At 64.4% G+C, this 12,943-nt stretch carries 6 protein-coding genes, 3 tRNA genes and 1 riboswitch; of the genes, 3 read left to right on the top strand and 6 right to left on the bottom strand.

Annotated features, from left to right (window positions below; all coding sequences use genetic code 11):
- Nucleotides 1–94: 94 nt before the first annotated feature.
- The 3 genes from nrdR to KHY18_RS00340 form a co-directional block, all read right to left on the bottom strand.
- On the bottom strand, nucleotides 95–547 hold the full coding sequence (gene nrdR / locus KHY18_RS00350) for a transcriptional regulator NrdR (RefSeq protein ID WP_213293214.1): 453 nt from the start codon (nucleotides 545–547) through the stop codon (nucleotides 95–97).
- Between the two features lie 28 nt (nucleotides 548–575).
- Nucleotides 576–1,823, bottom strand: coding sequence for a serine hydroxymethyltransferase (gene glyA, locus KHY18_RS00345; protein ID WP_159913719.1), 1,248 nt, complete (start codon nucleotides 1,821–1,823; stop codon nucleotides 576–578).
- Between the two features lie 33 nt (nucleotides 1,824–1,856).
- Nucleotides 1,857–2,023, bottom strand: a riboswitch (ZMP/ZTP riboswitch).
- 71 nt (nucleotides 2,024–2,094) lie between these two features.
- On the bottom strand, nucleotides 2,095–2,943 hold the full coding sequence (locus KHY18_RS00340; protein ID WP_213293213.1) for a lytic transglycosylase domain-containing protein: 849 nt from the start codon (nucleotides 2,941–2,943) through the stop codon (nucleotides 2,095–2,097).
- A 711-nt stretch (nucleotides 2,944–3,654) separates the two neighbouring features.
- Between KHY18_RS00340 and KHY18_RS00335 the strand changes: the two genes are divergently transcribed.
- The 3 genes from KHY18_RS00335 to proX all read left to right on the top strand — a co-directional run bounded on the left by KHY18_RS00335 (nucleotide 3,655) and on the right by proX (nucleotide 11,909).
- Nucleotides 3,655–7,314 carry a DUF748 domain-containing protein gene (locus KHY18_RS00335; protein WP_213293212.1) on the top strand — a complete coding sequence of 1,220 codons (3,660 nt, stop codon included), beginning with the start codon at nucleotides 3,655–3,657 and terminating at the stop codon, nucleotides 7,312–7,314.
- A gap of 149 nt (nucleotides 7,315–7,463) precedes the next feature.
- Nucleotides 7,464–10,319: a DUF349 domain-containing protein gene (locus KHY18_RS00330; RefSeq protein ID WP_213293211.1), complete on the top strand. Its 2,856-nt coding sequence runs from the start codon at nucleotides 7,464–7,466 to the stop codon at nucleotides 10,317–10,319.
- 579 nt (nucleotides 10,320–10,898) lie between these two features.
- Nucleotides 10,899–11,909 carry a glycine betaine/L-proline ABC transporter substrate-binding protein ProX gene (gene proX / locus KHY18_RS00325; protein WP_213293210.1) on the top strand — a complete coding sequence of 337 codons (1,011 nt, stop codon included), beginning with the start codon at nucleotides 10,899–10,901 and terminating at the stop codon, nucleotides 11,907–11,909.
- Nucleotides 11,910–12,039: 130 nt separating this feature from the next.
- On the opposite strand, the gene KHY18_RS00320 is transcribed toward proX, so the two are convergent.
- The 3 genes from KHY18_RS00320 to KHY18_RS00310 all read right to left on the bottom strand — a co-directional run bounded on the left by KHY18_RS00320 (nucleotide 12,040) and on the right by KHY18_RS00310 (nucleotide 12,914).
- Nucleotides 12,040–12,124, bottom strand: a tRNA-Leu gene (locus tag KHY18_RS00320).
- A 440-nt stretch (nucleotides 12,125–12,564) separates the two neighbouring features.
- Nucleotides 12,565–12,649, bottom strand: a tRNA-Leu gene (locus tag KHY18_RS00315).
- 180 nt (nucleotides 12,650–12,829) lie between these two features.
- A tRNA-Leu gene (locus tag KHY18_RS00310) sits at nucleotides 12,830–12,914 on the bottom strand.
- Nucleotides 12,915–12,943 lie beyond the last annotated feature (29 nt).

Here is a 12,943-nt window from a genome sequence, read left to right as displayed (position 1 = left end):
GACCACCTTCTAAGTCATTGATTTATTTGACAAAAAAGCTGTTTCTTGAGAGCCTGTCGAAGGGCGTCTGCGCCCTCAGCACGAACCGCAGGTCTCAGCCCCTGCGCACCTCGTCCATCACGCTCTTGAAGTCTTCGATGTCTTCAAAGCTGCGATAGACGCTGGCAAAGCGGATATAGGCGATCTTGTCGAGCTGCTTGAGCTCGTGCATGACCAGCTCGCCGATGCGGCTGGACGCCACTTCGCGCAGTCCCAGATTGCGCAGCTTTTCCTCGATGCGCTCGATCGCGGTATCGACCTGCTCGGTGCTCACCGGGCGCTTGCGCAGCGCCAGCGAGAACGAGCCGCTGAGCTTGGCGCGCTCGTACTCTATGCGCCGGCCGTCTTTCTTGACGATGGCCGGGAAGCTGACTTCCGGCCGCTCGTACGTCGTGAAGCGCTTGTCGCAACCGCCGCACTGGCGGCGGCGGCGGATGAAGCCGCCGTCTTCCGCCTCGCGGGTCTCGACCACCTGGGTGTCAGGATGGCTGCAAAAAGGGCACTTCATGGCTGGGAGCGGGGCGCAAAGCCGGGTTTCAGTCGCGGTAGACGGGGAAACGCGCGGTCAGCGCCGACACCTTGGCACGCACGGCGGCCAGGTTGGCTTCGTCCGTGGGGTTGTCGAGCACGTCGGCGACCAGATTGGCCGTCAGGCGGGCTTCTTCTTCCTTGAAACCACGGGTGGTCATCGCGGGCGTGCCCACGCGGATACCGCTGGTCACCATCGGCTTTTCAGGATCGTTGGGGATGCTGTTCTTGTTGATGGTGATGTGGGCGGCGCCCAGAGCGGCTTCAGCGGCCTTGCCGGTGATGCCCTTGGCGCGCAGGTCGACCAGCATCACGTGGCTTTCGGTGCGGCCGGAGACGATGCGCAGACCGCGTTCGATCAGCGTTTCGGCGAACACTTGTGCGTTCTTCACGACCTGGGCCTGATAGGCCTTGAACTCGGGCGTCAGCGCTTCCTTGAACGCCACGGCCTTGCCGGCGATGACGTGCATCAGCGGGCCGCCTTGCAGGCCGGGGAAGATCGCCGAATTGATGGCCTTCTCGTGCTCGGCCTTCATCAGGATCACGCCGCCGCGCGGGCCGCGCAGGCTCTTGTGCGTCGTGGTCGTGACCACGTCGGCGTGGGGCACGGGGTTGGGGTACACGCCCGCGGCGATCAGGCCGGCGTAATGGGCCATGTCGACCCACAGGATGGCGCCGATTTCCTTGGCGATCTTGGCGAAGCGTTCGAAGTCGATGCGCAGCGCGTAGGCCGAGGCACCGGCGATGATCAGCTTGGGCTTGTGTTCACGCGCCTTGGCTTCCAGGGCGTCGTAGTCGATCTCTTCCTTGGCATCGAGGCCATAGGAAACGACGTTGAACCACTTGCCCGACATGTTCAGCGGCATGCCGTGGGTCAGGTGACCGCCTTCGGCCAGGCTCATGCCCAGAATGGTATCGCCGGGCTTGAGGAAAGCCAGCAGCACCGCCTGGTTGGCCTGGGAGCCGGAATTGGGTTGCACGTTGGCGGCATCGGCGCCGAACAGCTGCTTGACGCGGTCGATGGCGAGTTGCTCGACCACATCGACGTTTTCGCAGCCGCCGTAGTAGCGCTTGCCTGGATAGCCTTCGGCGTACTTGTTGGTGAGCTGGGAGCCCTGGGCTTCCATCACGGCGGGCGAACAGTAGTTCTCGCTCGCGATCAACTCGATGTGGTCTTCCTGACGCTGGTTTTCGGCCTGGATGGCGGCAAACAGTTCGGGGTCGGCTTTTTCAACAGTGATATTGCGGTGGTACATGGCAGTCCTATGAACTTGTAGTCCCTTGAGGCCAAGGGCTGCCCAGGCGAACGGCGGAACGCTTCAGGCGGATCCGTTATGCCTGGGCGGTACGCTCCCCGGTGGTTCACAGATGGCCAGCATCCGTTGGTTTCCACGTCAGCGGCAGCCCGGTCTTTCGACCTCCTGGACTGCGCCTATCGCCAGTTGCGTACCCCGGTAGTGTAGCCGAGCCCGGATGCCCGCGCGGCAAAGGGCTTGCTGCGGCGGGGCGCAGCGCGGGGTACTTCGATCAGAGGTTGGTGTTCAACGCGACCTGTTCGCTGGCGCTGGCGACAGGTTCGGCCGCGGGAGCGACCTGAGGAGCGGTCTGCTTGACGGTGAGCAGAGGCTGGGCCGGAGCGGCAGGGGCGGCAGGAGGCAGAGCGCGCAGGCCCGCGGCCTGGCGCAGACGGCTGTGCTCGGCGAGCACCTTGGCCGCATAGCCGCCGTCGTTGGGCAGGTTGGCGGCACCCACGTAGTGGCGCAGGCCGCCTTCGACCGAGCCTGCGCGGCCGATCGCATCCTTGAGCACCTTGACGCCGACCCGCAGATTGGTCACGGGGTCGAACGCGGCCAGGCGGCCGCCAAAGTTTTCATACTTGTCGGTGTGCACGCTGGTCATGACCTGCATCAGACCCTGGGCGCCGACCGCGCTTTGCGCAAACGGGTTGAAGCTCGATTCGATGGCCATGATGGCCAGGATCAGTGTCGGGTCGATCTTGTTGCTCTGGCCCAGCGTGTAGGCTTCGGAGACCAGCGCGGCCAGCGGCTCGGGCGCGACCCGGTATTTCTTGCTGAGCCAGAAGGCGACAGCGGCCTGCTCGCGCGGCAGGTCCTTGGGATTGCTCGCCGTGGCGCGATCAATCGCATCGGGCTCGGTGGGCATGTCGATCACGGCCACCTGGCGCGCCTGCAGCCAATCGCGCAGGTGGGCTTCGCCTTCCAGGCGCAGGTCGGGACGGGCGAACAAGGTGATGGCCACGAAGGCCACAGCCAGACCCAGCAGGGCAAAGCTGTTGTGGGTAATTTCCAGAAAACCGTCGGTCACATCGGACGCGAAGGTTCGCATTGCAGCGAAAGCTTTCGCTAATGCAGGCATATTGATTCCTTTCAACAGGCGTCACCCCGCTTTGCTGACCCGTGAGGGGGCATGGGGCGAACGCCTAGATTGGCGCGCTGCAAGCCTTTGTGCGGTGCCGGAAAGGCATCAAAGGAAGTGGTCTGAGCACTTGTATGCAGCGAAGAGAGGGTCTCTTTTTCGAGAATGGCGGATTCTAGAAGCTCACCTAATACCAAGTCAATACTATAAAAAATATCTGTTAGACTTAAAAGGCATATAAAAACCTGTATAGAAACGCATGTTTCAGCGGTTTGTCCCCTGGAAAATTCCCATTGACAGCCATTTGTGTCAGTTCTATTAAGTTTTTTCGACCATTGCAAAAACTCATTGGATTGCTGCACTGCAGCTCGCTTATTCTTTAGCCGACTGCCATGGCAGTTGACTGCTGGAAGAGCGTTGATAGGCGGAACGGCACTTAAATCTGTCAGTTCCTGTCCTTTGGCTGTCTCCTAAGGCCTCCAGGGAGCAATCGATGCTTCCACGCAACCAGGACTATCCTCTCCAGGTTGCAATCCCCACGGCATAGGACTTGGAGCCTGCCGTAAAGCCCGGTCACCGGCCCCGCCGCTGACCGGGCTTTCTATTTGCGCGCCGCCTGGCGCGGCTCTTACTTTTGCTCACCCTGGTTTTCTGGTGCAATGGCGCCTGCGCAGCGCATCGCGCGGCTCGCAGTGAAACCTTGAGCACCCCATGAAATTCTTGAACCAAAAACGGGCATTGCGCCACGCCGCGCTGGCCCTGTCGGCGCTTCTCGCGCTGTGGCTGCTGCTGTGGCTCGCCGTGCCGGCCGTGCTCAAAAGCCAGATCCAGCGCCTGGGCTCGGAAAAACTGGGCCGCGCCGTCACCCTGGAATCGGTGCAATTCAAGCCCTGGACGTTGGAGCTGACGCTCAACGGCCTGCGCATCGCCGGACTGGACGGCGCCCAGCAGCCGCTGCTGTCCGTGCAGCGTATATATATGGATGCAGAAATGCAGTCCCTGCTGCGCCTGGCGCCAGTGGTGGATGCGATCGAAGTCGACGCACCGGTTGTACATCTCGCGCAGACCAGCGCGGGCCACTATGACATCGACGACATCCTGCAGCGGCTGGCCGCCGCGGCCCGGCCCGAAGACAATGCCGCACCCCAGCGTTTCGCGCTCTACAACATCAAGGTGCAGGGCGGTTCGGTCGATTTTCAAGATGCGCTCGTCGAGCGCACGCAGCAGGTGCGCGATCTCCATCTGAGCCTGCCGTTCATCAGCACCCTGGCATCCGCGCGCGAAGTGCGCGTCGAGCCGCGGCTGGCGTTCGCGCTCAACGGCAGCACGTTTGACTCATCGGCATTCAGCACGCCTTTTCTGGCCACCCGGGCCACGCAGCTGCGCCTGGCGTTCCAGGACCTGGATCTGGCCGACTTCCTTGGCTATATACCCAAGTCGCTGCCGGTGCAGGTCGTCGCGGGCCGGCTGGACGCCGATGTGGAAATCGGCTTCGAGCAGGCCGAGCAGACGCAGGTCAGCGTGCGTGGCAAGCTGGCGTTGCACCAGGCTCAGCTGCGCGATGCCAAGGGCCAGGAGCTGCTGCAGTTCGAGCGCCTCGACGTGGCGCTGCGCGACCTGCAGCCGCTGGGCCAGCTGGTGCTGGTGGACTCGGTGGTGTTGACCCAGCCCCAGGTGCGCGCCGGGCGCGACGCGCGCGGCGTGATCAACTGGCTTGCGCTGGCCGGCCCCGGTCAGGCTGCCGATGCCGGCGCGGCCCAGCCCACGCCCTGGCGCGTCGAAGTCGCCCAGGTGACGGTGGCGCAGGGCCGGGCCGAATGGCACGACCAGTCGGCCGACGCCGGCGCGCAGGGCGCGCGCCTGCAGATCTCCGATATTGCGCTGAATGCCAGCGCGCTCGCACTGCCGCTCACGCAGCCCGTGCAGTTCGATGGGCGCATGACGCTGGCTTCGGCTTCGGGCAAAGGAAAGGCCGCGCCTGGCGTGCTGGCCTTCAAGGGCCAGACCACGGCAGCGCTGGGCCAGGTCGGCGTCAGTCTCGAATCGGTTCCGCTGGGTTTGGGTGCTTCTTATCTGTCGGCCCAGTTCAAGCCCCTGGTGCAGGGTTGGGCCACGGCCCAGCTCGGCCTGGCCTGGAATGGCGGCACCACGGCAGTCAAGGTCGCGCGGCTGGCGCTCGACGACCTGGCGCTGCAAGACAAGGCCGCGCCGGCGCGCATGCGCCAGTTGCTGATCGAAGATACCGATCTGCGGCTGCCCGCGCAGCAACTGCGCATAGGGCAGCTGACGCTGAACCAGCCCGTGGTCGACGTGCAACGTGATGCCCAGGGCCGCTGGATGTTCGAGCCCTGGCTTGCGGCTTCGGCGCCCGCGCCCGCCAAGACCGGCCCGGCGCCGCGCCCCTGGGAGGTGCTGCTGCAAAGCGTGGTGGTCGATGGCGGCCAGGTGAGCTATCGCGATGCGCTGCCCGTGCGTCCGGTGCAATGGCAGGCCAGCGGCGTGGCGCTCAAGGTCAGGGACTTCGCGCCGCTGTCGAAGACCGAGAAAGCGTCGCCGCTGCAGGTGTCGCTGCGCATGGCCAGCGGTCGCCGCGCCCAGGCGGGAAGCCTGGCCTACGACGGCAGCTTGCGCGTGGCGCCGCTGCTGGTGCAAGGCACGGTGCGCGCCAGCGATCTGCCGCTGCACGCGTTCGAGCCTTATATAGCAGACCTGCTCAATGTGCGCGTGCTGCGCGCCGACGGCGGTTTCTCGGGAAGCGTGCGTTATGAAGACGCGCAGGGCGGGCCGCGGGTGTCGCTGCTGGGCGATGCGCAGCTCAACGACTTGCGCGTGCGCGCGCAGCCCAGCGCGCCCGCAGGCGAGGGCAGTGCCGCGCCGCGCCCCAATCTGACCGGCCCCGACCTGGCCGGCGGCGAAGACCTGCTGCGCTGGAAAGTGCTCGCGCTGCGCGGTCTTGACCTGGCGCTGGCGCCCGGCGTCGCGACCCAGGTGCGGCTGCGCGAAACCGCGCTCAGCGATTTCCATGCGCGCGTGATCGTGCAGCCCAGCGGTCGCATCAATTTGCAGGACCTCGTCAAATCCCGCCAGCAGCAGGCCGCCGAGCAGTCCGCGCCCGCGGCCGACGGCATGCAGACGGCCGAGGCGCCCGCGGTGGTGCCCTCGGGCCCGGCGCCCGTGGTGCATGTGGGCCCCGTGGTGCTCAGCGGCGGCACGGTCGCGTTCTCCGACTATTTCATTCAGCCCAATTACTCGGCGGATCTGAGTGCGCTGGCCGGGCGGCTGGGCGCGTTCTCGTCCGAGACCTTGCCCGACCAGCCGCCGCAGATGGCCGACCTCGAACTGCGCGGGCGCGCCCAGGGCACGGCCAATCTCGACATCACGGGCCAGCTCAATCCGCTGGCCAAACCCCTGGCGCTCGACGTCACGGCGCGCATGAGCGATCTCGAGCTGTCGCCGCTGTCCCCGTACGCGATCAAATATGCGGGCCATGGCATAGAGCGCGGCAAGCTGTCGATGGATGTCAATTACAAGATCCAGCCCGACGGCCAGCTCACGGCGAGCAACCGGTTGGTGCTCAACCAGTTGACTTTCGGCGAAGCCGTCGAAGGCGCGCCCGCGAGCCTGCCCGTGCGGCTGGCGACGGCCTTGCTCACCGACCGCAACGGCGTGATCGATCTCGACTTGCCGATCAGCGGTTCGCTCAATGACCCGCAATTCCGTCTCGCTCCCGTGATCTTCAAGATCATCGGCAATCTCATCATGAAAGCCGTGACATCGCCTTTCGCGTTGTTGTCGGGCGCGTTCGGCGGCGACGCCGGCAGCTCCGGCGCCGTGGAGTTCGCCCCCGGCAGCGCGGCGCTCGATGCCGCGGGCAAGCAGGCCCTCGACAAGATCGCCCAGGCCTTGCACGAGCGCCCCGCGCTGCAGATGACCGTGGTCGGCGAAGCCGCGCTGGCCGCCGAGCACGACGCCTGGCAGCAGGCCCAGGTGCAGCACATGCTGCTCGCCGAAAAGCGCCGCAAGGCCTTGCGCGCGGGCCAGGCCGTAGACAGCATTACGGCCGTTGCGCCGGCCGAGGAAGCAGCATTGCTCAAAGCGGTGTACGCTCGCGCTGATATCAACAAGCCGCGCAATGTACTTGGAATGGTCAAGGATTTGCCCGACAATGAAATGCGAACGCTGTTGCAGGCCCATGTCCCTGTGCCCGACAATGCAATGCGTGAGCTTGCATTGGCGCGCGCCGTGGTGGTGCGCGACTATTTGGCAGCACAGGAATTGTCCCTCAAGCGCCTGTTTCTCGGGGCGCCCGTACAGCCCTCGGCGGGGCCGGATTGGAAGCCGCAGGCCCGGTTGGAACTGGCTCTGCGGTGATTCAGTTTGGGCTCTGCGCAAATAACAGCGAAAATAACTCTTTATTCACTGCGACGCCCGCGACGCAGCACAGGTTCTTCCGGCCCAAAATTTGGGGCGGTCAGGGCCTATTCCATTGAAAAATGTCTTCTATTTCTCCACGTAGCAACATGTCCGACGCCCCTGAAGTGAACCCGGCCCTGGCCAAGACCTCTGAAACGCATCCTCTTGATGCGCTGACCGGCGGCGCGTTTTCCGCAGAAACCTCGGGCGAGCGTGCTTCGCGCGTGCGCGACTGGCTCGCGACGCAACCCGCGCATGACCAATTGCAGGAAGTGTTCAAGGAACTCAGCGTGCGCGACAAGAGCGCAGCCCGCGCCGTGCGCGAGCGCCTGGACGAACTGCGCCGCCTCGAGACGCAGGAAAAGATCGGTGTCGAATGGGCGGAAAAGGCCCAGCAGCTGCTGTCCGCCGACACCCTGAACATCGCCGATGCCACCACCTGGCAGCGCGAAGCCGCCAAGGCCGGTGCCGCGCTGTCGCGTGAACCCCTGTCGTCCTTCAAGAACCAGCTGGCCGAGCGCGTCAAGGTCATCGAAGACCTGCAGCACCGCGTGCAGGTGCAGCGCGAGGCCGCCGTGTTGCTGGCGCAGCGCATCGACGTGCTTTCGACCAAGCCCTGGCGCGATGCGCTGGGCGCGCTCGACGCGCTGAGCGCCGACGTCGCCCACTGGCAATCCCAGGCAGGTGAACTCACGGGCGATGCCAACTGGGTCAGCGTCGACGCCAAGTTCCCGCCCCAGCTCGAAAACTCGCGCAAGCAATTGCTGGTGGTCTGGGATGCGTTCCAGTCCGCACTCGCGCTGACGCAGACCGCGGCCCAGGACGAACAGGCCGAACTGCCGCCCGTGCCGATCTGGGCCGATGAACTGCGCGTTGCGCGTGGCCTGCCCACGGAAGCCGCCGCGGTCGCCGCCAAGACTGCCGCCGCACCCGCCAAGCCCGCCGCCGCCCCGCGCGCCAAGGCTGCACCCAAGGTCGCCGCCAAGGTCGCTCCCGAAGTGGTCGAAGCCGCTGCCCAGTCAGTGCGCCAGGCACTGGCCGATCTGCTCGCGCTGACGAACACCGCCGCGCAGGCCGCACCGCAAGCTGCTGCTGCCGTCGAAGCGGCTCCTGCCGAAGCCGCTGCTGCTGAAGCCGCGCCCGCTGAAACGGCGCCTGTGGAAGCCGCGGCTGTGCAAGCGTCGCCTGCTGAAGGCGAAGCTGCCCAAGCGCCTGCCGCCGAAGCCGCTCCAGCCGAAGCACCAGCCGCCGCCGAAACCGCAGCACCTGCTGGCGCTGGTGGTGGCAAGCTGAGCAAGGCCATTGCCCAACTGCGCGCCGTGCTCAAGCAGCAAGGCCGCCATATCGACGCCGCACTGGGCGCCGACGTGAATGCCGCTTTGCTGGCCGCGGGCGATGCCCAGGGCTGGCAAGGCTGGAAAGCCGACTCGGTGCGCGAAGAACTCGTCGCCCAGGCCGAAGCCCTGCTGAACCGTCCCGACGGCCAGGCCCTGGGTGGCCGCAAGATGCAGGAATCGCTGCGCAACCTGCGCGAGCAGTGGAAGCAGGCCGACCAAGGCGCGGCTGCCAACCATGCGCTGTGGAAGCGTTTCGACGAAGCCTGCAACGCCGCGCACAAGGTCGTCGAAGGCTGGCTGGACCGCGTTCGCAGCGAAGCCGCGAACAACAAGGCCCAGCGCCTGCAACTGATCGAGGAAGTCACGGCATGGGCTGCCGAGCACGCCGCGTCGACCGACTGGAAAGCCATGTCCCGCAGCCTGCGCCAGTTCGGCGAGCGCTGGCGCGATGGCGGCCATGTCGGCGAAAAGATGTTTGCCGAACTGCAACCCCTGTGGAAGCAGGCCTTCACGGCCGCCGAAGCACCGCTGCACTCGGCCCAGAAGGCCAGCCTCGCACGTCGCCACGCGATGATCGACGAAGCCGTGGCACTGGGTGAGGCGCCGACATTGCGCATCGATGCCGTCAAGTCGCTGCAACAGCGCTGGCAAGCCGAGGCACAGGCCGTGCCGCTGGACCGCAAGCATGAGCAAAAGCTCTGGGACGCGTTCCGCAAGCCGCTGGACGACGCATTCAACCGCAAGGGCACCGAGCGCAACAGCCGTGCCCAGGTAGAGCTCAGCGAGCGCGATCGCCAGGTGCTCGACGCCTCCAAGGCCCTCGAAGCCGCGAATGCCAGCGGCGATGCCCAGCAGATCCGTGCTGCCATGGCCGGCCTCGACGCCGCCTTGCACAGCCAGGCACAGGCCCAGGAATCGGCCAAGGCCGATGCCGCCGCCGCGCCAGCGGCTGCTGCCGACGACGCAGTCAAGCCGGCTGCCGTGTCCAAGCCCGTGGTTGCGGTGCGTGGTGACGACCGTCCCGGCATGAAGAAGGATGCTCCCGCAGCACCCGGCCGCCCTGGCCGTCCCGGCGAACGCCGTGACGCGCGTCCTGGCGACCGTGGCAACGATCGCGGTGGCCGCTTCGGCGAACGCAGCGACCGTCCCATGCGCGAAGACCGCGGCCCGCGTCTGGCGGACCCGGCTTTCCGCGCCCAGCGCGACGCGCTCGAGCACGCCCAGATGGCGCTGCGCAAGCTCGCCGTGCAAGCCCATGGCGAAGCCCTGACCCAGTTGCTCAATGCCTGGGAAACGCGCGATGCCGAGCAGCTGCCCAGCGTGCAGGACCTCGGTGGTCGTGTGTCGCCGCAAGTGCGTGGCGCCTGGGCCAAGTCGATCTCGGCACCGGTTGCCGGCGATGCCGGCGAAGCCCTGCTGCGCCTGGAAATGGCCGCCGACGTGCCCACGCCGGCCGAGCTGATCACGGCCCGTCGCACGCTGCAGCTGCAATTGCTGACGCGCCGCAACGACCCCGCACCCGCGGAAACCTGGGGCCAGGATGCTGCCCGTGTGCTGGCCAGCGCCCGCGATGACGCCAGCGCCCGTCGCCTGCAGAACGCGCTCAAGGCCTTGCTGCGCAAGTAAGCCGCGAGCCAGCGACGCACGTTGTGCCGTCGCCCCGCAAAAAGCCACTCCCTGGAGTGGCTTTTTTTATGCGCAGAAATCCCATGCGTGCGGTCGGTAAAGCCCAGCATTGACACGCTAATTACAAAAAGTTATGGTGTAGAGCATCGGCGGATCTTTAAGTCATGATGACCAGGAGCTCTGCTGGCACTGCTTGCGGACTTCCATCCCATCGCGGTTTTTGTTTCACGTTGCCGGGCTGCGTCCGGCGCGTCGGCCGGAGATTTTCCGGCCTCCTTGCCTCTTCACGCTCTGCCTTCGATCAGCCTGTTGCGCTGCGAATGGAGCCAGACCATCCCGTCGTGCCTGTCGGCAGCCTTTGCGGCTCGCCGCGCCCGCGCCAGGCATTTGTCGCCACGCGCTTTGTACGGGCCGCTGCATGGTCGGATGGCATCGCCGTGGTTGCCCTCAGGGGCCGCCGTGTTCGGCCCGTAGCGGGCCGCAGACCCCTGTTGCCGCGGCCGCATGGCCGCCATACCGCCAGTTTCTTTTTTTCCGTTCCTCCAACTCTCGCCTTGGCGCGAAGAAAGTCTCCCACTGATGCACATTTGCAATATCGCTCGTACGCTCCTGGCCACCAGTCTTCTTTCCCTTGGTCTTGCATCGCATGCCGCTGCCGACCTGCCCGGCAAGGGCGTCAAGGTGCTGCCCTTGCAAAGCTCGCTGGCCGAGGAGGCGTTCCAGACGCTGCTCGTGACGCGCGCGCTCAAAAAGCTCGGCTATGACGTGCTGCCGATCAAGGAAGTCGAATATCCGCTGGCCCACATGGCCGTGGCCAGTGGCGACGCGACATTCATTGCGAATCATTGGAATCCCCACCACTCCGAGTTCTACAAAAGCGCGGGCGGCGACGCCAAGATGACGCGCAAGGGCGTGTATTCGGCGGGCGCCACGCAGGGCTACATGATCGACAAGAAGACGGCGGACGAATACAAGATCACCCATTTGAGCCAGCTCACCGATCCCAAGCTGGCCAAGCTGTTCGACACCAACGGCGACGGCAAGGCGGATCTGGTCGGTGCCAGCGCGGGCTGGGGCGGCGAGGCGGTGATAGAGCACCAGCTCACCACGTTCAAGCTGCGCGACACCGTGAGCTATGTCCAGGGCAACTATCCGGCGCTGATCGCCGACACGGTGTCCCGCTTCAAGCAGGGCAAGCCGGTGCTCTACTACGCCTGGACGCCGTACTGGCTCAGCAACGTGCTGCGCCCGGGCCAGGAGGTGGTCTGGCTCGAAGTGCCGTTCTCGGCCATGCCTGGCGTGCAGGCGGGTGCCGACACCAAGCTGGCCAACGGCAAGAACTACGGCTTTCCGCTGAACAACGAATACATCGTTGCCAACAAGGCTTTCGTGGAAAAGAATCCCGCCGCCGGCAAGCTGTTCGAAGTCATGGCCGTGCCGCTGGGCGACATCAGCACGCAGAACCGCCTGATGCACGACGGCCAGAACCGCCAGCAGGACATCGAGCGCCACACCGACAGCTGGATCAAGGCCCACCAGAAGATCTTCGATGGCTGGATTGCCCAGGCCATGGCTGCCGCGAAGCAATAAGACTCCGGTCGCTGCCTGCAAGCCGCCGTCCGTTGGATGGCGGCTTTTTTCGTGCGCAGGGCAGGGGCAGCAAGCGGAAACGGACGCACAAAAAGAAAAAGGCCGTTGCAATTGCAACGGCCTTTTAAATTGGTGCCCAGAAGAGGACTCGAACCTCCACGATGTTACTCGCTAGTACCTGAAACTAGTGCGTCTACCAATTCCGCCATCTGGGCTCTCAGGAATAAATGAATTATAGGGGGCGTTTTTGGGTCAAAAAGGAAAAACGCGAAATTTTTCTTTATTTGGTGATTTCAGGGGGCGGGGCTTGTCAGGGGGCGGTGCGAAGCTGGAATCAAGACACCCTTCGACAAGCTCAGGGTGAACGGGTTCAGGGGGAGGGGCATCCTGGGTTCAGGGACGGCGGGCTCGGCATGAACAGGTTCGAGTGAACGGGTTGAGGTATGCAGGCCGGACATGAACGGATTCTGGCAGCGGCAAGGTTAGGCGGGATATCGCGCCTTGTCTGTGCCCATGCGCTGCGGGCTTGTCGGGCGTGCCTGATTTTCTGTTGAGCTTGTCCGAGCAAGACCTGGCTCCAGCAGCCAGCATGCATTGCAAGTTGTCGATGCGGAAAAAGAAAAAGGCCGTTGCGTTTGCAACGGCCTTTTAAATTTGGTGCCCAGGAGAGGACTCGAACCTCCACGATGTTACTCGCTAGTACCTGAAACTAGTGCGTCTACCAATTCCGCCACCTGGGCATTTCAGAACAGATTTGAATTATGCAGTATAAAAAACCGTATTTTTCAAAACTTTCGAAAATATTTATTTCCCGAAACTCGTTGCGCTGGCCCTGCCACATCGCACAATCACATTACAAGACCACTGAGGTAGCAGTAGCCCTGAATTTTTCAAAAACCTTTGCAGGTTCTCGTTAAACTTGGTGCCCAGGAGAGGACTCGAACCTCCACGATGTTACTCGCTAGTACCTGAAACTAGTGCGTCTACCAATTCCGCCACCTGGGCATCTCAGGAAAGATCAACATTGTATAGCA

The organism is Acidovorax sp. CCYZU-2555 (genome assembly GCF_018413525.1).
GTDB lineage: Bacteria > Pseudomonadota > Gammaproteobacteria > Burkholderiales > Burkholderiaceae_C > Comamonas.
The sequence above is the reverse complement of the archived record's forward strand: the minus strand, read 5'-3'. Positions and strand labels throughout refer to the sequence as shown.